The organism is Aliidiomarina sp., from assembly GCF_022565475.1.
In the GTDB taxonomy this organism is placed as follows: Bacteria; Pseudomonadota; Gammaproteobacteria; order Enterobacterales; family Alteromonadaceae; genus Aliidiomarina.
Genome location: NZ_JAIUMR010000005.1, coordinates 87,453 through 108,622 on the forward strand (window position 1 = coordinate 87,453; position 21,170 = coordinate 108,622).

The 21,170-nt window shown below is 49.5% G+C and carries 19 protein-coding genes and 1 other RNA gene; 19 read left to right on the top strand and 1 reads right to left on the bottom strand.

What is annotated here, in order from left to right; all coding sequences use genetic code 11:
• The first annotated feature begins 57 nt into the window (after positions 1 to 57).
• The 7 genes from LAT77_RS06060 to LAT77_RS06090 all read left to right on the top strand — a co-directional run bounded on the left by LAT77_RS06060 (position 58) and on the right by LAT77_RS06090 (position 7,287).
• Positions 58 to 1,896: a TonB-dependent siderophore receptor gene (locus LAT77_RS06060; protein ID WP_290563666.1), complete on the top strand. Its 1,839-nt coding sequence runs from the start codon at positions 58 to 60 to the stop codon at positions 1,894 to 1,896.
• 100 nt (positions 1,897 to 1,996) lie between these two features.
• Positions 1,997 to 3,262, top strand: a complete 1,266-nt coding sequence (gene glyA / locus LAT77_RS06065) for a serine hydroxymethyltransferase (RefSeq protein WP_290563667.1) — start codon at positions 1,997 to 1,999, stop codon at positions 3,260 to 3,262.
• A 35-nt stretch (positions 3,263 to 3,297) separates the two neighbouring features.
• On the top strand, positions 3,298 to 3,747 hold the full coding sequence (gene nrdR / locus LAT77_RS06070) for a transcriptional regulator NrdR (protein WP_126790280.1): 450 nt from the start codon (positions 3,298 to 3,300) through the stop codon (positions 3,745 to 3,747).
• Positions 3,740 to 5,014, top strand: a complete 1,275-nt coding sequence (gene ribD, locus LAT77_RS06075) for a bifunctional diaminohydroxyphosphoribosylaminopyrimidine deaminase/5-amino-6-(5-phosphoribosylamino)uracil reductase RibD (RefSeq protein ID WP_290563668.1) — start codon at positions 3,740 to 3,742, stop codon at positions 5,012 to 5,014. Before nrdR ends, ribD begins: the two co-directional genes overlap by 8 nt.
• Positions 5,015 to 5,026: 12 nt before the next feature.
• Positions 5,027 to 6,142 (top strand): bifunctional 3,4-dihydroxy-2-butanone-4-phosphate synthase/GTP cyclohydrolase II, encoded by a 1,116-nt coding sequence (gene ribBA / locus LAT77_RS06080; protein WP_290563669.1) that lies wholly within the window; start codon positions 5,027 to 5,029, stop codon positions 6,140 to 6,142.
• A 91-nt stretch (positions 6,143 to 6,233) separates the two neighbouring features.
• An RNA gene (gene ffs, locus LAT77_RS06085) (signal recognition particle sRNA small type) lies at positions 6,234 to 6,330 on the top strand.
• 210 nt (positions 6,331 to 6,540) lie between these two features.
• A complete protein-coding gene (locus LAT77_RS06090) occupies positions 6,541 to 7,287 on the top strand; it encodes an enoyl-CoA hydratase-related protein (protein WP_290563670.1) in 747 nt (248 codons plus the stop codon).
• An 87-nt stretch (positions 7,288 to 7,374) separates the two neighbouring features.
• Here LAT77_RS06090 and LAT77_RS06095 read toward each other — a convergent pair whose 3' ends face one another.
• Complete coding sequence (locus tag LAT77_RS06095) at positions 7,375 to 8,472, bottom strand: ketoacyl-ACP synthase III (RefSeq protein WP_290563671.1); 1,098 nt, start codon at positions 8,470 to 8,472, stop codon at positions 7,375 to 7,377.
• Between the two features lie 142 nt (positions 8,473 to 8,614).
• On the opposite strand from LAT77_RS06095, the gene LAT77_RS06100 reads away from it, so the two are divergent.
• From LAT77_RS06100 to LAT77_RS06155, 12 genes are all read left to right on the top strand, one after another.
• Positions 8,615 to 9,157 (top strand): YajG family lipoprotein, encoded by a 543-nt coding sequence (locus LAT77_RS06100; protein ID WP_290563672.1) that lies wholly within the window; start codon positions 8,615 to 8,617, stop codon positions 9,155 to 9,157.
• Between the two features lie 11 nt (positions 9,158 to 9,168).
• On the top strand, positions 9,169 to 9,765 hold the full coding sequence (locus LAT77_RS06105; protein WP_290563673.1) for a peptidylprolyl isomerase: 597 nt from the start codon (positions 9,169 to 9,171) through the stop codon (positions 9,763 to 9,765).
• Positions 9,766 to 9,768: 3 nt separating this feature from the next.
• Positions 9,769 to 11,481, top strand: a complete 1,713-nt coding sequence (locus tag LAT77_RS06110; RefSeq protein WP_290563674.1) for an MFS transporter permease — start codon at positions 9,769 to 9,771, stop codon at positions 11,479 to 11,481.
• Entirely contained in the window at positions 11,478 to 12,374 is an 897-nt protein-coding gene (locus LAT77_RS06115; RefSeq protein ID WP_290563675.1) for a ketopantoate reductase family protein, read from the top strand. The genes LAT77_RS06110 and LAT77_RS06115 overlap by 4 nt, the downstream gene beginning before the upstream one ends.
• A gap of 112 nt (positions 12,375 to 12,486) precedes the next feature.
• Entirely contained in the window at positions 12,487 to 13,572 is a 1,086-nt protein-coding gene (locus LAT77_RS06120; RefSeq protein WP_290563676.1) for a tryptophan 2,3-dioxygenase family protein, read from the top strand.
• The gene (priC, locus tag LAT77_RS06125) at positions 13,573 to 13,851 is read left to right on the top strand and encodes a primosomal replication protein PriC (RefSeq protein ID WP_290563677.1); all 279 of its coding nucleotides are present in this window, start codon (positions 13,573 to 13,575) and stop codon (positions 13,849 to 13,851) included. It begins immediately after the preceding gene.
• A gap of 389 nt (positions 13,852 to 14,240) precedes the next feature.
• The gene (locus LAT77_RS06130; RefSeq protein WP_290563678.1) at positions 14,241 to 16,973 is read left to right on the top strand and encodes a TonB-dependent siderophore receptor; all 2,733 of its coding nucleotides are present in this window, start codon (positions 14,241 to 14,243) and stop codon (positions 16,971 to 16,973) included.
• Positions 16,974 to 17,455: 482 nt separating this feature from the next.
• Entirely contained in the window at positions 17,456 to 18,244 is a 789-nt protein-coding gene (locus LAT77_RS06135; protein ID WP_290563679.1) for a DUF3450 domain-containing protein, read from the top strand.
• A complete protein-coding gene (locus tag LAT77_RS06140) occupies positions 18,241 to 19,608 on the top strand; it encodes a MotA/TolQ/ExbB proton channel family protein (protein ID WP_290563680.1) in 1,368 nt (455 codons plus the stop codon). The genes LAT77_RS06135 and LAT77_RS06140 overlap by 4 nt, the downstream gene beginning before the upstream one ends.
• Positions 19,609 to 19,611: 3 nt before the next feature.
• Positions 19,612 to 20,139: a MotA/TolQ/ExbB proton channel family protein gene (locus LAT77_RS06145; protein WP_290563681.1), complete on the top strand. Its 528-nt coding sequence runs from the start codon at positions 19,612 to 19,614 to the stop codon at positions 20,137 to 20,139.
• A 12-nt stretch (positions 20,140 to 20,151) separates the two neighbouring features.
• On the top strand, positions 20,152 to 20,553 hold the full coding sequence (locus LAT77_RS06150) for a biopolymer transporter ExbD (RefSeq protein ID WP_126790294.1): 402 nt from the start codon (positions 20,152 to 20,154) through the stop codon (positions 20,551 to 20,553).
• A 2-nt stretch (positions 20,554 to 20,555) separates the two neighbouring features.
• Entirely contained in the window at positions 20,556 to 21,170 is a 615-nt protein-coding gene (locus tag LAT77_RS06155) for an energy transducer TonB (protein ID WP_290563682.1), read from the top strand.

The following is a 21,170-nucleotide window of genomic DNA, read 5'->3' on the forward strand; positions in this document are numbered from 1 at the left end:
GGCATTGAAGAAAATAACAATTAACGTTTCTGCGACACCATAATTGGGGGCTGTTTTATGTGGTGGATGGCACTACTCTTGCTAGCGAACGACATGGATGGTGAAGAAGCGATAGAGCACTTAGAAATCAGGGGCAAGGCGATTGAGCGGGTATCGGATGTAATGCCGGTACAAGTGATCTCGCGGAATGAGATAGCGCGCTTACAGGGTGGCTCGGTGATCCCTTTGCTTCGTCAGGTGGCTGGCGCAGATATAACCTCAACCGGCTTGTTTGGTGGACAAACAAGTATCATGATGCAAGGCGGTTCGAGTTCCCATGTTTTAGTGCTAATCGATGGTCAACCGATCACCAGTCCGACCCTTGGAACAGCTTCCTTACAAAATTTACACCCAGACGATATTGAGCGCATCGAAATTACCCGTGGTGCCCGAGCATCGACATATGGCGGTAATAGTATGGCTGGTGTTATTCATATCTATACTCGCCAAGCAGCAAGCAATACCGCGAGTGTTCGCATTCGCCATGGCGCTTATCATTTCCGTGAGGCAGCAACGTCCGCAAGTTACCGAAGTGAACGCACGAGTCAGCAACTCAATATTATTCGTCGTTGGTATGAAGGCTATGATCTGACCACAGATCAATTATTCGGCAATGAAGGGCTTGATGGCGCTAGCGCGACGAACGTGACTTGGAATGGCTCGTATCAGGCCAGCGAGAAGTTGCAAATTTCCGCGCGCCATTTTGATATTAGTTCACGTGCTGAATATGATCAGGACTGTTTGCACCCAGACACATTTGAACGAGTCTTCTGCTTACCGGCTGTACGCATTCGCCAGCAGGCGACGCAAACGCAAGTCAAACACCGCTTGGCTAATGGTTCTTTGCAGGAAATTCAATTAAGTAATTTTCGTGAACGCTCAAATACCACCGATGGTGCTGAATTTTCGACGACTTGGTTGGGTGACCAAGATGCACTCGATACCCGCCGACAAACTCTGTCATGGCAATTAACCACACCACTCGCTGGGCGCAATCAGCAGCTCATGTACGGCTTCGATTGGGAGCGTGAACGAGCACAAATGTATCCGCTGAACTTTGCCGCGCAAACGAGGCAAACACGGAGTGTCTATACCGACTACTTGTGGCGTTATCCGACCTGGCAGATTACTACAGGCGGACGACTTGCACATAATTCCCAATATGGCACGAATTTTACCCATTCCGTTGACTTATCCATGACCCCTGTAGACCTGTGGCGCTTTGGTGTCAGCCATAGTAGTGGTTATAAACCGCCAACTTTTAATGACTTGTATTGGCCGGGAACGGGCAATGACCAACTACGTCCAGAGCGCTCTGAAACGGTGTCGGCTTATGCGCGTCACTATATCCGTGCGGGTTTACTTGAAGCTTCAGTATTTTACTCAGACTTTAGTAATTTAATCGTTTGGAAATCACCGAGTGATGGTGGTTTGTGGTCGCCGGCGAATGTCGGTGGGGCAACTGCTTATGGACTGACTTTGCGCTGGGAATACAACTGGAAGCGTTGGCGCGTTCGTGCCCATGCAACGCTGCAAGAAACCGAAGATCAGGCGACTGGCGTGCGGTTGCTGAATCGAGCACATAGTTTTGGCACCATCACCATGAGCCAAGGTTTTGCCGATGGCGTCATGTCATTGGACTTAGTGGCTAACGGTAATCGGCGTGTCTCAGCCTATTCTGATGAACGTGCGGCAGGAACTTGGATATTGAACGGCCGCTGGGAGCAAGCTTTTTCGCGGGAATGGATGTTTTATCTGAGCATGGATAATATTCTCGATAATGAGCATGAATTTCGGCCCGGCTATAATGAACCGCGCCGGCAGTTTCGGATTGGCATTTCATACCATTGGCGATAGGCCCCATGCGCCTACCATTTAAGCGCCAAAGAGAGTATGATATGGCCTCTAATTTTTGTCCTCTGCCGGTAATTTTCGGCACACATTTTTAGGAGTTCGCATGTCTGGTTCTGAAATGACTATCGCTGGGTTTGACCCAGAATTATGGGCGGCTATGCAAGCAGAAGTTCAGCGTCAGGAAGAGCATATTGAATTAATTGCGTCAGAAAACTACACCAGCCCGCGTGTTCTCGAAGCACAAGGCTCGCAGTTAACCAACAAGTATGCTGAAGGCTATCCAGGCAAGCGCTACTATGGCGGTTGCGAATATGTTGACATCGCTGAAAACTTAGCCATCGAGCGCGCTAAAGAATTATTTGGTGCGGCTTATGCGAACGTTCAACCGCACGCTGGTTCACAAGCCAACACAGCCGCATTCATGGCCCTATGTAAAGCGGGTGACACGGTGTTAGGTATGAGCTTGGCGCATGGTGGCCATTTAACCCACGGGTCGCACGTGAACTTCTCAGGAATTAACTACAATGCTGTGCAGTATGGTCTGAACGACGCCACTGGCGAAATCGATTATGACCAGGTGCGTCAGCTGGCGCATGAGCACAAGCCGAAAATGATTATCGCCGGTTTCTCGGCGTATTCAGGCATTGTTGACTGGCAGAAATTTCGTGAAATCGCTGACGAAGTCGGCGCTTACTTATTGGTCGATATGGCTCACGTTGCTGGCCTTGTCGCTGCAGGTTTGTATCCGAACCCAGTGCCAATTGCGGACGTGGTGACCACAACCACACATAAAACCTTAGCTGGCCCGCGTTCAGGCTTAATCTTGTCTGGTAAAGACGACCCAGAGCTTCACAAGAAGCTCAACAGTGCGGTATTCCCGGGCAACCAAGGTGGTCCATTAATGCACGTGATCGCAGCGAAAGCGGTGGCGTTCAAAGAAGCCTTGCAGCCTGAGTTTAAAGAGTACCAGAAGCAGGTGTTGAAGAACGCCAAGGCCATGGTTCGGGTAATGCAAGAGCGCGGCTATAAGATTGTTTCGAATGGCACTGAAAACCATTTGTTCTTGGTTGACTTGATCGACAAAGACATTACCGGCAAAGATGCCGACGCAGCGCTTGGACGTGCGTATATCACGGTAAATAAAAACTCGGTTCCGAATGACCCGCGTTCACCGTTTGTTACCTCAGGTTTGCGTTTAGGAACGCCGGCGATTACGCGTCGTGGTTTCCAAGAAGCAGAAGCGGAGCAAGTGGCACATTGGATTTGTGACGTGCTCGATGCAGTTGCAGCTGGCGACAGCGAAGGCGTGGAAGCGCGCGTGCGTGACGAAGTTAAGGCCTTGTGTGCACGTTTTCCAGTTTACGCCTAAGCTAAACAGGTTAGGTCAACGGCTAGAGGGTTGCTATGCATTGTCCATTTTGTGACGAACAAGACACTAAAGTGATTGACTCACGCTTAGTCGCCGACGGTATGTCGGTGCGCCGGCGGCGTGAGTGCAATGCATGCAAAGAGCGTTTCACGACGTTCGAAAGTGCTGAATTAGTGATGCCACGGGTGATTAAAAGCAATGGCGCCCGCGAGCCCTTTAACGAAGATAAACTGCGTGCAGGCTTGCTGCGTTCGCTCGAGAAGCGGCCGGTTAGCCTCGAAGCCATGGAACAAACCATTAACCGAATTAAGTCGAAACTGCGGGCGACCGGTGAGCGCGAAGTGTCGAGCAAACTGATTGGTTCGTTGGTCATGGACCAATTGAAACAGCTCGATAAAGTCGCCTACATTCGCTTTGCCTCGGTGTATCGCTCGTTTGAGGATATTCGTGAATTCGGTGAGGAAATTGCGCGTTTAGATGACTAACATGCCGTTTACCCCCGCTGACCACTTTTTTATGCAATACGCCCTCGAGCTTGCCGCCCGAGGGCGTTTTACCACGCATCCGAATCCAAATGTTGGTTGTGTCATTGTCGCTGGCGAACAGGTTGATCTGTCAGCGGGGCCGAAGCAATGGCGTGACTGCATTGTCGGCGCCGGTTTTCATGAACGCGCGGGCGGCCCCCATGCGGAAGTCTTTGCGCTGCGGGCAGCCGGTGAGCGGGCACGTGGCGCAACTGCCTATGTGACCTTAGAGCCGTGCAGTCATCATGGACGCACACCGCCTTGCGCAGAAGCACTGCTAAAGGCGGCGGTCGGCCGTGTTGTGGTGGCGATGCAAGACCCATTTCCGGCGGTTTCTGGCCGCGGCATTGAACTGCTGCGTCATGCTGGAATTCAGGTGGATGTGGGCCTTTTAAGTGACGAAGCGTTTGCTGTTTCTGCGGCGTTTTTTACCCGTGTAGTAAAAAATCGCCCATTGGTGCAGGTGAAGCTGGCCGCGTCAATGGACGGCAAAACCGCATTGGCTTCCGGTGAGAGTAAATGGATCACGAGCGCCGAAGCACGCCGTGACGTGCAGGTTGGCCGTGCTCAGGCGGGAGCGATTTTGTCTGGTGCGGGTACGGTGTTAGCCGATGATCCGAGCTTAAATGTGCGCGTAGAAGAGTTTCCTGAGGATGTGTTGTATTTTCAAGAGCAGCCGCAGGCTGAACAACTGCGTGGCAGCGAACATCTAGACCCTGCGTTGAAGAAATCCATGCAGGCCTTTGCGCCGCAAACCGGCGTTGCGCCGAAACACGTGCGTCAACCGTTGCGCGTGATTATTGATCATCGTGGCGAAATTTCGCCACAGGCACGCATTTTTCAAGACCAAAACCCAGTTTGGATCGTACGTACTCAGGCGCTTGATATCGCATTGCCAGCGCATGCGCAGGAAGTGATTGTTGCCGCAGGTGCGGATGGCAGAGTGTCCTTGCTAGCACTGCTGGAAAAGCTTGCCGCGGCGAATATTCTGTCGGTTTGGGTAGAAAGTGGTGCGCGATTGGCTGGGGCTTTGTTAGATGCCAACTTAGTCGATGACCTGATTGTATATCAAGCACCGAAATTTTTAGGCAGCGGCGCAAAAGAGTTATTAACCATGTCCGCGCCAACGAGTATGGCTGCCGTGCAACCATGGCAAATTGTGGCTTGTCAGCAGCTGGGACCAGATTTAAAAATTACCATGCGCCCCGACGGCGCACTAGCTAAATGAGGGTGAAGTAGCATGTCGAGTTTGAATAGTACGGCCGAAATTATTGCCGATATGAAAGCGGGCAAGATGGTCATTCTCATGGATGATGAAGATCGTGAGAACGAAGGCGACCTGATTATGGCCGCCGAGTGCGTCACACCTGAAGCGATTAATTTTATGGCGCGATATGGCCGTGGCCTGATTTGTTTGACGCTGACCGAAGAGCGTTGCCAACAGTTGCGTCTGCCGCTCATGGTTGGGCAAAACAATTCACCGTATGCGACCAATTTTACCGTATCGATTGAAGCGGCGCATGGCGTCACTACCGGTATTTCAGCCAGTGATCGGGCGAAAACCGTGTTGGCGGCAGTCGCTACCGATGCGAAACCGACTGACTTGGTGATGCCAGGGCATATTTTCCCCTTGAAAGCCCGTCAAGGTGGCGTGCTAAACCGCGCTGGGCATACGGAAGCGGGCTGTGATTTAGCGCGCATGGCAGGTTATGAGCCAGCCGCAGTGATTGTCGAAATTCTCAATGAAGACGGCACCATGGCGCGCCGTCCCGATCTCGAGAAGTTTGCCGCTGAACACGATTTAAAAATTGGCACGATTGCCGATTTAATTGAATACCGCTCAATGAAAGAGCACACGGTTGAGCGTGTGGCTCAATGTAAATTGCCAACCGCGTATGGCGAATTTGACTTAGTCACGTATCAAGACACGGTCGATGGTCAAGTGCACTTTGCGCTGGTGAGTGGCGAAGTGCAGGGCGATCAGCCGACACTAGTCCGGGTGCACTTGCAGGATACTTTCAATGACTTGCTGGCAACTGAGCGGGCGAGCCGCCGCAGTTGGCCGGTGTACCGTGCAATGCGAAAAATCGCTGAAGAAGGTGGTGTGTTTGTGATGTTGAGCAAACAGCAAAGCCCGCAAGACTTAATTGAACAAGTCCGCTTCTTTGAGCAAGAAGATAAAGGCGAAGTACAGCGTTCGGCGACGAAAAGTAAAGAGTCGCGCAATGTCGGTGTCGGCTCGCAAATTCTGGCTGACCTTGGTGTCCACCAAATGCGCTTATTGAGCTCGCCGCGGAAGTACTCCGCACTGTCTGGTTTCGGCTTAGAAGTGCTTGAATTTATCGAAGACAAATAAACACTGGTGGCTTTTTAGCCAGTTGCGCGAAGATTGCTTGGGTTAGGTTGAGTTTAGCGCCGCTTTCAAGCATAATTCGCGGCGGTGACCCCATTGGTCCCCTCGCAACATGAACCAGCGAACCCGGTCAGGCCCGGAAGGGAGCAGCCGTAGTTGGGGTAATGTGTGCCGGGGTGTGGCTGGTGGGGTCATCACCTTTTTAGGCGCCTAAAATAACGCGTCAGATTAAAACTCTCGGTTTTGCGCTTGGCGCTAATCGCCTTCTCTAGTGTGAAGCTTCCTAAAGTATCGAATTCATCCTTGTCTATCTGGACTGACCAGTGTTATGGTGCTGTCACAAGCATAATAGCTGTTCGGGCGACGCGATCGTCCGCGCGCAAAATAACGAGGAATCAGCCATGAGCGAGCACGTCATTGTTACCGAAGCGAATAAAATTCTAACGGTGCAACTGAATCGTCCAGAGAAGAAAAATGCACTGACCCAAGAAATGTATGCGGTCATGACGCAGGCGTTAATTGATGCGAATCGTCGCGATGATATTGCAGCGGTGGTGTTTACCGGTGCGGGTGATTTATTCTGTGCAGGTAATGATCTGGGTGATTTTCTGCGCCATGGTGAGTTGAAAGCAGACTCGCCCGTGTTCCAGTTCCTCAATACTATTGCCACTGTCGACGTCACGGTTGTTGCTGCAGTGCAGGGAGCTGCTGTAGGTATCGGTACGACGTTGTTGCTGCATTGTGACCTTGTTTACGCAGCTGAAGGCACTCAGTTTGTCATGCCATTTGTGGACATGGGCTTGGTTCCAGAGGCGGGCTCAAGCCAGTTACTACCTGCGTTGTGTGGGCATTTAAAAGCGGCTGAATTGCTCTTGTTGGCGGACACCATTGATGCGCAGAAAGCCTATGAATTCAACATGGTCAATCAGGTCGTGCCGGGTGACGAATTAGCCGCAACGATAGCCGACGTGGGCGCACGCCTTGCGGCTAAGCCAGTGCGTTCATTGCGGCTCAGCAAAAAGCTGATGAAAGTTCAGCCTGAAGCAGTGCCTGCGCGGATTCAGCGCGAATTGAAAGATTTTTTGACGGTACTTGCCAGTGAGGAAACACAAGCGATTATTGCCGCCAAGGCACAGAGAAAGCGCTAGGGTTTGCGGCGGTTTAAGCTGAGAAACAAGAACAAATAAAAAGGCAGTTCCGTTGGAACTGCCTTTTTGCTATCTGCAGCGGCGTATTTAGGCTTCGTTTTTGGCCGCTTTCTCCTGCGCTGCTTTCGCACCTTCATACAAAGGCAAAATGAGGTCAAGAGCACTCTGATCTGCGCCTTGTTCGAGCGTCAATTGATTATTCTGCAGCGGCGTGACACGCTCACCCCACTTAATCAGGCCTGCGCCGCAGGTTAAGCCACCACCAAAGACCGCCGAAATAATCGAATCACCAGGTTTCACCATACCGGTTTCGAGGGCTTCCGTGTAGGCAATGGGTAACGTAGCTGAAGAGGTATTCCCATATTTCTGGATGTTGACCATGGTTTTTTCTTCGGGCACTTTGCACATCTTGGCAAGGAAGTCGATCAGGCGTTTATTTGCTTGGTGGGGAATCAGTACATCAATATCATCGACATTCAGGCCTGTTTCTTGAAACACCGCTTCGACAGCAGCACTCATTCCTTTCACCGCACGTTTAAAGATCTCTTGGCCAATAAAGTTGAATGGCATAACGCCATCAAAATTGTAGCGGTCGAAACTCATACCAAAGTCGAGTGAGAGCACGTCGCGGGCATCGGCGTCACAGCTGATTTTAGAGGCGAGTAAACCGGCATGGTTGTCGGATGCTTCGAGAACCATGGCTCCGGCACCATCACCAAACAACACCGCACTTTCGCGCTTGGTCCAGTCGAGAATGCGGGTCAGGCGTTCGGCGCCAATAATCAGCACTTTTTTATGCATGCCGATACGAATACTTGAGGTCGCAAAATGCATTGCATAGAAAAAACTGCTGCAAGCAGCATTTAAATCAAACGCCGCGGCATTCTTAGCGCCGATATTCTGCTGAACTTTCGAGGCAACATTTGGAATGATTTCATCGGCAGTACAGGTGCCGACAATAATCAGATCGATTTCCAATGGATCCAAGTCGGCAGCCGCTAATGCATTGCGTGCGGCAACCGTCGCTAATGCTGAAGTGCCGACCGCACTGACGCGTCGTTCTTCGATCCCCGTTCGGGTGCGAATCCATTCATCGGATGTTTCTAAAAATGTGGCCAAGTCATTATTGGTCATGACTGCGGGTGGTACACATTTACCCCAACCGGTGATTTCTGCAAATTTCATGAACACTACCTTAAATACTTTTGCGCTGATTTAACGGCGCAGCGCGTGACTCTACAGTAACAATCGTATACCTTTATTGCCCATAAGAAAACGAAGTCATTCGAAAAGGGCAAGTCTTATGCGTGGATTGTTCGCTGTATGCATGTTGGTTTTTTTGTTGTCGGGTTGCAATGCAACACCACGGGTACCGGATGTGCTCGACGTTACTATACCGCCGCTGGCAACATCTGACGGACAACAATTACCACCTGTTCGTATGGAGATAAAGGACCAGCGTACACACAGTCATGTGCTGCGCGTGGAACATCATCAGGATCATGCAGAGTTTGCCACGACCGCTAGCCCTCTGGCTACTCTGATCAGTAGAGAATTGAGTTCCAATTGGTTATTCTCACCGCAATCGCCGATTAAAATGACGTTGTTTATCGAAGATGCATTGATTCGCGTTGAGCATATCGATCGCACCTATCAAACCAATCACAATATTTCGTTGCGGCTCGAGGGCGAGCATCAAAGTCAGTCCATTATTCGGCGTTATCAGACAATAGTGACCGGCGCACCATTATCAGCGCCTGATTATCAGCGGATGCAGCGCAGCTTTAATCAGGGTCTGGCCGACACATTGACACAATTGCTTAATGATGAAGAGTTGCGTCAATGGCTTATTCAGCAATCCACGCGATAAAGAGGACAATTATGAAAACATGGTTATTTGCAATTATTTCAATTGTAGCCGTTGCTGTATTCCCGGCAACGGCCGATACGCAAAAGGATAATCTCTATCCGCGGGTACAGTTTACCACCAATATGGGGGTGATGGTCGTTGAGCTGGATCGCTGGCGCGCACCGGTTACGGTCGAGCACTTCCTACAACACGTTGTCTCGGGCAGCTACAACAATACCCTTTTCCATCGAGTGGTCGATAACTTTGTTGTTCAAGGTGGGGGATATGAAGCAGACTGGACGCCTTTACCTGAAGGCGATACTGTCATTAATGAATCGGGTAATGGCTTACCCAATCGATTCGGTACCATCGCCATGGCTCGTCAACAGGATCCGCATTCGGCGCGTCGCCAGTTTTATTTCAACACCAATGACAATGACAGCCTAAACCCAAATCCACGCCGGTGGGGCTATGCAGTGTTTGGACGGGTGATCGAAAATGAAGAATTACTACGCGAGATGATGGCAGTTGCAACGGATTTTAACGAGGACGTCAACTTTCCTGATGTGCCAGTGGAGCCGCTCGTATTAATCCGCGTGGAGCTGTTACCCGAAGAAAAGGCAGACTAATTCGTGGCTGAGCCGAATCCGCAAACCGGGCGTACCGGTGATATTAGCCGGGCGCCAGTTGGTTGGGGTAATATTGTTAAGTTTTATAGTCAGCGGCGACTACTGACGATTTTCCTTTTGGGAATGGCTAGTGGTTACCCTTGGGTGATGATTGGCTCGTCGATGACGGCTTGGCTCAATGAAATGGGCTTTACCCGCGCTACCATCGGATTTTTCGGTGCAGTTTTTGCAGCCTATTCGGTCAACTTTTTGTGGTCGCCATTGGTCGATCGCATCAAGATCCCGTTGCTCAGCGACTGGTTAGGTCACCGCCGTGGTTGGATCTTGTTTTGCCAATTTGGCGTCGCCGCCGCTTGTTTCGTGCTAGCACAAATCGACTTTACCGAAAGTTTGCGCCTAGCGGGCATGGTGGCGTTAACCATTGCCATTTTTTCTGCGACCCAAGATATTGCCATTGATGCTTATCGTATCGACTCGGTGGGTGAGCATGAGGCACGCGTCCAGTCAGCAGCCGCGGCAATGGCAACGGCGGGCTGGTGGACCGGTTTTGCAGGGCTCGGCGCCATACCTTTCTTCTTAACCGACACCTCAACCTCGACAACCTTCGCGTTTCTTTTACAAGGCATGGCTTGGCCTCAGGTCTATCAAATTCTTGCGGCGATGATGTTATTGCTAAGTGCTGGCGTTTGGTTGGCTCAAGAGCCGAAAACGTCGCGAGGCGCGCAGCAACGCGAAGCGGAACTCCATTACCAACAGGCAGCAGCAGCCGAGCCAAAACGCATGCTCGCATTGATGGCTCTGGCATTGGGCTTGCTCGGCTTAGTCATCGCCGCATTTAGCGGTGTGGTATCACAAGTCAACTTAGCCTTGAATGGAGCGCCAGGCATTGTCGGCTGGCTATTGTGGTTGCTTTTATTCGCCTCGGTGTTATATCCCTTGGCGAAAATTCTACTTCATTTCAATCGCGAGACGCCCGTTGCACAAGGGTATACACAGCCACTTCGGATTGGCTTAAGTCATCGTACGACAGCGTGGCTGGTGGTGACCTTAGTCGAGCCTTTGGCGGAATTCTTCCGCCGTAACGGTCCGCGTTTTGCGTTGTCCATTTTGCTATTTGTGCTCTTGTTCAAAGTCGGTGAAGCTTTTCTTGGGCGTATGTCGATTGTGTTTTACCAAGAGGTCGGCTTCACCAATGCCGAGATTGGGCTATATTCGAAACTAGTGAACTGGTGGGTCACCATCGCGTTTGCCCTGATAGGCTCCTATGTGACGATGCGCATTGGTATTTTAAAAGGACTGTTTATCGGTGGTAGTGCCATGGCGGCGAGTAACCTGCTGTTTTCGGCTTTGGCCTTGGTGGGTCCGAATAAAGCCTTATTGCTGGCAGCGGTAATCACCGACGGATTCACCTCAGCGTGGTCAACGGTCGCCTTTGTTGCCCTCATTAGTTTGCTCGCCAATCGTGCTTTTACGGCCACTCAATATGCGCTGATGGCGTCAATCGGTACTCTCGGTCGCACCGTCTTAGCAGCGTATAGCGGTGTTGTGGTTGACTGGTTAAATGGCAACTGGGCGTTGTTCTTCTTGTTGACGACTGTCATGGTCATTCCAAGTTTACTGTTTTTGTGGGCAATACGCCGTGATGTGCAGAAACTCGAGGACGATAACCGTGCACGCCAAGCGGCATGGGATCGTGAAAACGGAGAGCTACCATGACCCGTTGGGTTGTCGTTGGGACTGGCGCGTTGGGGTCGCACTGGGCCGCAGCGTTATCGCGTGCTGGTGAAGATGTTCAGCTCTATGTCCGCGACCGGCAACACAAACAGCTAGACATAACAACGTCAGTGCACGAGCAAATTTCACACAGTTCGTTGCCCGTCTGCCAAACGGCAGCAGCTGCCGGGAAAGATGCCGTGTGGCTGGTTTTCGTCAAAGCATGGCAACTTGAACCGCTGCTGTTACAGCTTGTCGATGAAGGTCTACCGCAGCAGGCTCAACTGATTGTGAGTCATAATGGAATGGGGGCTGCAGAGGAGTTGATTCAAGAGCATCCTGACTGGCAGGTATTTGATTTAGTCACGACGCACGGTGCTTGGCGGCAGGATCGTTATCATTCAATTTTGGCGGGGCTGGGGCATAGTTGGCTCGGTGCAAGACACGCTGCTGCACAACCACAATGGTTTACAACGCTAGCCGCCGCTTTTCCACCGTTAACTTGGACCGACGATATTACGCTACGGCGCTGGCATAAACTCGCCATTAATTGTGCAATCAATCCGCTAGCGACACTGGCACAAAGTAGTAATGGCGTACTTCGCAGTGATTCGGCGCGAACAAAGATTCGTGCCGTGTGTGAGGAAATAGCGAAAGTAAACCTTGCGCTTGACGCCAATGAGTTAGAGGCGCAAGTCCATGAAGTGATCCGAGCAACTGCAGGCAATCGATGTAGTATGCTACAAGATATTACCGCAGGGCGGCGCACCGAAATCGATTACCTCAACGGCTTTATTTGTCGACAAGGTGTGGAAAAACAAATCGTTACGCGAACAAATTGCGAATTAGCAGATCAAATTCGCGTGTTGGAGGCGTCGGCGAACCCCCAGCTTTAGCTCGTGTTGAATGTTATGTGCAATGTTGCAATTCTGTTATTTTCTATGTTTCAGAATGTAACAGATACTGAAACATGTAAATAAATATAAAAATAGAAAGGGCTCCGGCGATATGAAGAAAACGTATGACCCCGTTTACTACGGTGACTATCTCGGTTTGGATCGATTATTGTCGGCACAGCAACCGGTCAGTCCAAAATATGGACCAGAAGCGCATGAAGAAATGCTTTTTATTATTGTTCATCAAGCCTACGAACTCTGGTTTAAGCAGATTATTCATGAGCTGCGTTCGGTACTCACGATCTTTAAGCAAACCAGCATCGCCGATGAACAATTGATGACGCTGGTACATCGATTACAAAGGGTGGTGACCATTCAAAATTTACTCAATCAGCAGATTGACGTAATGGAAACCATGACAGCTCAGGAATTCCTTGAATTTCGTGACTACTTGGTACCCGCGTCCGGATTCCAAAGTATTCAGTTTAAAGAAATCGAAATTTCGCTGGGGGTTAAACGGGATAAGCGTATTGCCTTCGACCAAGCGTCGTTTTATAACCGTATCAATGATGACGACCGCGCCTATTTGGCTGCGCTGGAAGAACAACCGGATTTATTCAGTCTGGTTGACGCTTGGCTTGCGCGGATGCCGTTTTTGGAGCAAGAAGATTTTAGTTTTTGGCAACATTATCAGCGCGCAATTGAATCGCAGCTTGAGCATGATGAAGGCATTGTCCGTGGAAATCCGTTATTAAGCGCGGAAGAAGTGGAAACGGAACTGAAAGAACTAGCGAGTACGCGTGCTAATTTTGCAGCTTTGTTTGATAGTGAACTTTATGAAGAAATGCGTGCTGCCGGTCGTGTACGCCTATCGCAACGGGCTTTGCAAGCAGCATTGTTCATCCACTTGTATCGCGAAGAGCCAGCATTCAACTTACCTTATCAAGTCCTTGATTCACTTGCTGATATCGATGAAAACCTAACGATTTGGCGTTACCGACATGTCATGATGGTGCAGCGTATGCTGGGTTCAAAGATTGGCACGGGTGGCTCGTCAGGACACGAGTATTTAAAAAAGACGACCGAAAAAAATCGCATTTTTGCTGATTTTATGAACTTGGCGACGTATTTGGTTCCAAAGTCGACTTTACCTAATTTGCCGACCAATGTGCGGGATAAATTAAGACGAGGTATTTAAATGTTTCCGGGGCTTAATGAAACGCAAGGAAAGACGGAAGCCGTGTTTGCGCAATTGCGCGAACGCGCAAAACACTTTCCCCCAGAATTAAACGAAGAGTGGTTTGATCAAGGGCTTTTCAAAACCCGCAGCACAGAGATTAGTGATTACCTTGCTGAAGCAGAAAAAAACGCATATTCGCTGCTTCGCTTGGAGCCTTCATCGCCCGTGTACGGATTTATGAGTAACGCCGTGCAAGAGCAGCTTACCGCTTTAGTTCAAGCACTTTACCGACCTTAATCTTGTTCGCAGAATGGCGCTAAATAGGCGCCATTTTTTGCTTCGTGTATCAGTAAAGCCGAATATTTCCTTTTTCGTACCCACAAATTAATCACAAACGTTGCGTAAAAAGGTCAATTTACCCTTGCATCCCTTATACGTTTTGATATAGTCAAAGCGTTGAGACGCAGAAAGTGAACGATTAAATCACATTTTTGTGACAATTTGACACTTTCCGGCGCTCACAGAGTTTGTTACAACCTTGTGTACTTTTGAGTCGCTTCATCATTGAAGTGTTTGAAAAAGTAAAAAATTTAGAGCAACAGGAACCTTGAGGTTCCGATCTGTTTGTCTTGCTTCGAGGCAAACTAAACCTAAAAATCACAAAATGTGATCCAGGGAGAAACTACATGTACACCAACAATAAATTGGCGAAATCTATTCGCTTGGCACTGATGTTCGGTGCTACTGCTACGGCGATGACTGGCATTGCGTCAGCTCAAGACCAGGAGCAGGAAGAAGAAGCAGCAGAGCGCGTTGAGCGTATCCAAGTTACTGGTTCGCGCATTCAGCGTACCGACATGGAAGGCGCACTACCCGTTACAGTAATCGACCGTCAGTCGATTGAACTGTCTGGTGAAATTTCAGCTGCAGACCTCATCCGTAATACAACATTTAACAGTGCGGGTTCTTTCCGTCCACAGTCAGGTTCTTCTGCTCAAGGTGTGAGCCAGGTGAACATGCGTGGTCTCGGTGCGAGCCGTACACTTGTACTTGTTGACGGTCGTCGTTTAACGATGTCTCCTTCAACGGGTTCATCACAAGACTTAAACTCAATCCCTATGGGTGCCATTGAGCGTATCGAAATTCTGTCTGACGGTGCGTCAGCGGTTTACGGTTCTGATGCAATCGGTGGAGTAATCAACGTTATCACGCGTCGTGACTTCAACGGTGCTGAACTGACGCTTGGTCGTGGTGAAGTCTCTGTTCCATCTGACGGCGGTGACCGTGAGAACGGTTCTGCGGTATTTGGCGCGTCTTCAGACACCACTAGCGTGATCGGCGGTGTGTCATGGAACAAGCGTGAAATCATTTTTGAAAACGCTTATCCGTGGGTACAACCAGGCTCGTCAATCTATGGAAACAACTGGCGCCCAGCGTCTGAAGCTGTTTTCCGTGAAGTTCCGGGTGGTTGTGCAGAAGATAATTTCTTTAACATTACTGTGAGTGGCTTGGAACGTTGTCAATTTAACTTTAATGCGACGAATGCAAATGAAGCGTCAACAGCAAACGAAGCATTATTTGTTAAAGTTCAGCACGACATCAACAACGATTGGCGCTTATACTCGAATGCCAACATTGCGCGTACTAGCTCGTTCGGACGTTATGCTCCAGCACCGGACTCGAATATTTTTTATTCTGGTTTAGCTACTCCTGCAGACAGCTATAACAACCCAACTAACCCGAATGCGTGGATGTATGACCCACGCAACCCGAACAGCGTCGCGTTCGATCCGTCTGTTGGTGATCCACAAGACGTGTTCTTCTATCACCGTTTTGCTGCTATGGGTAATCGAGACAGTGAAGTTGACAACGAAAACGTTGACTTTTTAGTTGGTGCTGAGGGTCGTGTCGGTGGATTTGACCTCGATTTCGGCGTTCGCCGCGTTCGTAACAAAACGTCTGACATTGGTAACGGTTACTTAGCAGCTTCGACTGCTTGGTCAAACGTTAATAATTTCAATCCAGGTTACTGTGCTGACGGTTCGTTTGACGCTGCATCTTGCCGTTTCGGTTATGATATCCAAAACCCCTCGAATAACCCGCAAGGTATTCTGTCAGCTGGTGTCGTAACAATTTCCCGTATTTCTACCTTTGATATCGATGAAATCTACGCGTCTGCTGGTTTCGAGATCACTGAAATCGGCGGCGGTATGATGCAAGGTTTCGTGGGTATCGAGCGTCGTGATGAGCGTTATCAAGATAAGTACGATTCACAGTCAGAGGCTGGATTAGTCGGTGGTTCAGCAGGTAACTCAGCCGGTGGTGGCCGAGATGTTACCGCAGCATACTTCGAGATCTTAGCGCCATTAACTTATGATCTGGAAATGTCTGTTGCTGGTCGTTTCGATGACTACTCTGACTACGGTTCAGACTTCTCACCAAAAGTGAGCTTGCGCTGGCAGCCAATGGACAACCTATTGATTCGTGGTTCTTACGGGTTAGGTTTCCGCGCACCAACGCTTGATGTTTTGACTCAGTTAACATCATTCTCTGCTGATTCCGTACGCGACGCAAGAACGTGTGAAATCCTGTCAGGTGATCCAAACTTAGCTTGTCAGGTAAATGCATACTATATTGCAAACCCAGATCTGAGTTCAGAGTCATCGACTCAGTATTCTTTGGGTGTCGCTTATCAACCGACTGAGTGGTTGAACTTCACTGTGGATTATTACAATATCGAAATCGATGATCGTATTCGTTCGTATAGCTCACAGAACTTGATCGATGCAGAAATGGCTGGTGATCCAATTCCAGATGGATTGGGTGTTACTCGCGATTCTAACGGTGCTATCACTCGGATCGATGCAGGTTTTGGTAACGCAGGTACCTTAGAAACTTCAGGTTTTGACATCAACGTTCGTACAGAGTTCGATTTTGGCGACATGGGTGCATTAACCTCTAACTTGAACTTGTCACACATCATCGATTACAAAACCGATGGTGGTCGTAACGAAGTGAAAGATCGTGGTTTACCACAACAGCGTATCACCTTACAGAACCAATACACTTGGGGTGACTTCACCGCGGCGTGGAACATTAATGTCATCGGTACTCAGTACACCTTCGTTGAAGCACGCAATGATGAAGGCGTATTCCCGAACTGTAGTGGCGCTGGTGCTGGTGTAACAACCGCACGTTGTGGTAACTGGGGTACGTGGACCACTCACGATCTACAGTTAAGCTACAACACACCTTGGAACGGTCGTGTGACTGTTGGTGCACAGAACATCTTCGAAAAACTTCCGAAGATTGACGTCATCGACGGTTCAGAGTACGGCTTTGGTGGTCGAGGATACAACTTCAACCTTTACAACGCGTTCGGTCGTATTACTTACGTTCGTTACACGCAACGTTTCTAAGCACGGGCTCGCTTAGCGAGTTAAGTTAGAAGAGTAAAGCGATAAACCGGCCCTCATCTGGGCCGGTTTTTTTATTGAAGAGAAAATTCCACCCTAGACGTTTTTACAAGTCCTCCTACCAGATCAATAGCTAGAGAACCTTTACATTCTATTCTGAGCAAAATTTGAACTATTTCTTGCAGATTTGTTCGAAATTCTTGTCCTTGGTGCACGGAACAAAGAAAAAATAGGGTGAAATCAATACATTTTTGTCAGAACCTTAAGACAAGGGTAAATTGATTGAAAATGCCCGGTTGACACGCTTGGCGGGTTCATGGGAGTATTCAGACAATGCTATTTTCGCGAAATAGCGTATTTTTGGTGTAGAAAAACCTTTTTCATCACTCACACAACTGGGTCCTTAGCTTTACCAGGTGATGTTCGCAATTTTGTTCTAAACCTCGTAAGCAACGGATGAAGTTAAGTCAAATTGGTTGGGAACTATGACCACAGTAATCAAACGAAGCAAAATCGCTGCCGCCGTGGTAGGTGTGATGGCGCTGACAGGGGTAGGACTAGCGTCTGCTAGCAATCCGACACTGTCACAGTTACAAGCTGAGCAAACACAAACAAACCGCGCTCAGGTTGCCTCTCAAGAGCGTATCGACTCTTTGTTCGAGCAAAGCCGTGAACTACTCGGTGAATACCGTGCAGTTGTTGCGGAATTCGAAGCGCTGAAACTTTATAACGATCACGTACAAGCACTGGTTGATGACCAGAATGCCACGCTTGATTCGTTACAGCGTCAGATCGACGGCATCGAAGAAACACGTCAAGGCGTGGTTCCATTGATGTACAAAATGATCGACTCATTAGACGAATTCGTTCAGCTGGATATTCCAATTCACCGTGAACAGCGGGAGCGTCGAGTTGAGCGTCTACGTGACCTAATGACTCGTTCTAACGTGACTGACTCTGAGAAGTTCCGTCAAATCGTTGAAGCATACCAAATCGAGATGGATTACGGCGTAGGTCTAATCGCGTATCCGGGCACCCTGAGCTACGGCGGTCAAGACATCGCGGTTGACTATTTCCATCTTGGCCGTGTTGCATTCTTAGCGCAGTCTCTGGATATGCGTAATGCATGGTTGTGGGACAACAGTGCTCGTGAATGGACGCGCGTTGATGACTCGTTCTTGAGCCCGTTAACACAAGCCATCCGTATGTCACGTCGCCAAACTGCGTATGACGTGGTACGTCTGCCAATCTTTGCCGCGGAGAATGCAGAATGAAACAAGTAGTTAAAAACCTTATGGTTGCCGCGGCTGGTTTAACCCTTGCGGCATCAGCAGCTTTCGGTGCATCAGCACAAGAAGCCCGTTCACTAGACCAGTTGTTGCAACAAGTTCAGCAACAGCGTGCAGCAATGCAGCGCATCGACGAAGCCCGTGAGCGTGAGTTCATGAGCGATCGTGCAGACAAGCAAGCGTTGTTGCGTCAAGCACAACAGCAGTTGCGTAACGAGCAGCAACGCAGCACGCGTCTGCAAGAAGAATACGCACAAAACGAAATCAATATCGCCAACAAAGAAACCGAACTGGATAACATGGTCGGTACTTTAGGTGAGATTTTCGGTGTAATCCGTGGTGCAGCGTCTGACACGATTGGTCGTATCTCGACTTCAATTGTGAGTGCTCAGTACCCAGACCGTCACCTCGTTTTGGAAAGCTTAGCGCAAGCGCGTGAGTTACCAAACATCGGTGAACTCGAAGAGTTATGGTTAGCACTTCTGACTGAAATGACTGAATCAGGTAAAGTTGCTCGCTATCAAGGCGAAGTTACTCTGCTTGACGGTGGTTCAGAAGTTCGTGACGTTATTCGTATCGGTGCATTCAACCTGATTTCTGACGGTGAATACTTACTGTACAACGACGCCACTCAACAAATTCAGCCGATTGCTCGTCAACCAGCTGGTCACATCTTGCGTGCAGCGTCTAACTTCGAAAACACAAGTTCTGGCTTTGCCGGTGTCTTCGTTGACCCTTCACGTGGCCAGATCTTGAGCTTGTTAACCCAGAAGGCAACATTATCTGAGCGTTATCACCAAGGTCAGACCGTTGGTTATGCAATCACTGTTGTTCTTATCCTAGGTTTCATCATTGCAATCTACAAGTTAGTGACTCTAACTGCAGTAGGTGGCGCAATTCGTCGTCAGTTGAAGAACCCTCAGAACCCTTCAGACAAGAACCCACTGGGTCGTATCTTGAAGGTCTATCATGAGAACCCAAGCACTGACGTTGAAAACCTTGAGCTGAAACTTGACGAAGCGATTCTGCGCGAAACGCCGAAAGTTGAAGCGGGTGTGAACATCATCAAGATCCTTGCAGCAATCGCACCGCTTATGGGTCTATTAGGTACGGTAGTTGGTATGATTGGTACCTTCCAATCAATCACACTATTCGGTACTGGTGACCCGCGGATCATGGCAGGTGACATCTCAATGGCACTTGTGACCACTGCGATGGGTCTAATTGCAGCACTACCGCTTATCGTTATCCACTCAATTGTGGCTTCGAAGAGCAAATCAATTCTGCACATTCTTGATGAGCAGGCAGCTGGCATCGTCGCTTCTCACGCAGAGAAGAAGGGAGCGTAAGCTATGCAATTGTACCTGATGGGACTATGGGAAACTGTCAGGGATTTTATTGGCACAGGTGGTGACGTTTTATACCTGGTGTTCATCGCGCTATTGATCATGTGGATCGTAATGGTCGAGCGTTGGTGGTATCTCCTTGGTGTGTTCCCGAAGGAGCGGGATCGCATCATCAAGGAGTGGAACGCCCGGCAAGACACCACCTCCTGGTACGCACATAGAATCCGTGATGCATGGGTTTCCGAAGCGTCCGAAAAACTGTCAGCGCGGATGCTGCTGCTAAAGACAATGATTGCCATTTGTCCGTTAATCGGACTACTTGGTACGGTTACAGGTATGATCGCTGTATTTGAAATTATGGCGGTACAAGGTACAGGTAACCCACGTCTTATGGCTGGTGGTATCTCCATGGCAACAATTCCGACTATGGCGGGAATGGTTGCAGCACTATCAGGTATGTTCTTTGCTCAGCGCTTAGATGCGCGTGCGAAAGCGGCAAAAGAGCAATTAATTGATAGTCTGCCTCATCATTAAGAGAGAAGAATTATGGCACGTAAACGTTTACGCGAAGAGGAAGAAGCAACACTAGACATGACGCCGATGCTCGATATCGTCTTCATCATGTTGATCTTCTTCATCGTTACAACATCGTTTGTGAAAGAAGCAGGTATCGATGTTAATCGTCCTGAAGCAGCACAAGCGACTCAGAAACCTTCGGCCAACATCTTTATTGCTATCCGTGAAAACGGTGAAGTATGGATGGACCGCCGCCAGGTCGACGTTGAGCGGGTTGCCGCTAACTTGGAACGTCTCCTTGCTGAACAGCCTACCGATATGGTGGTTATTCAAGCAGACGAAAATGCCCGTCATGGTATTGTCGTGAAGGTGATGGACCAAATTAAAGAAGCAGGCATTGCCCAAATTTCGATAGCAGCGGAGAACGATTAATTATGGTACGCATCTTAGTATCAATACTACTAGGCGCTGCTGTTACCTTCCTGCTGTTTGTCTTTATGGCATTTTTGATCAGTGGTGGGGCGCAGCGGGCAGAGCCGCCTGAAGCACCTGCTACGATCGATATTGTCGGTGCACCACCGGAATCGGAAGAGTCGACGCGTCGCCGTACGCCGCCGCCTCCTCCGGAGCCGCCAGAGCAGCCGCCTGAGAGTCCTCCCCAGGAACCTCAATCGTCTGATGATGCAGTGTCATTTAATCTTGACATTGGTGGTGTAGCTCTTGGTGGCGCGAACACTGGCTTGGGTGACCCAAGCGCAGGTTTAGGCCGCGATGGTGATGCTCAACCGATTGTTCGGGTTGAGCCACGCTATCCGCCGGCCGCTGCACGAGATGGCATCGAAGGATGGGTACGACTGCGCTTTACAATTGACGAAACTGGCGGTGTGACGGATATCGAAATTATCGAAGCAAATCCACGTCGTATTTTCGACCAGGAAGCGCGCCGTGCACTAGCACGCTGGCGCTATGCTCCGAAAATTGTCGACGGTCGTCCGCAGCGTCAAGAAGGCCTAACTGTGCAACTCGACTTTACAATGGACGGGGGCTAA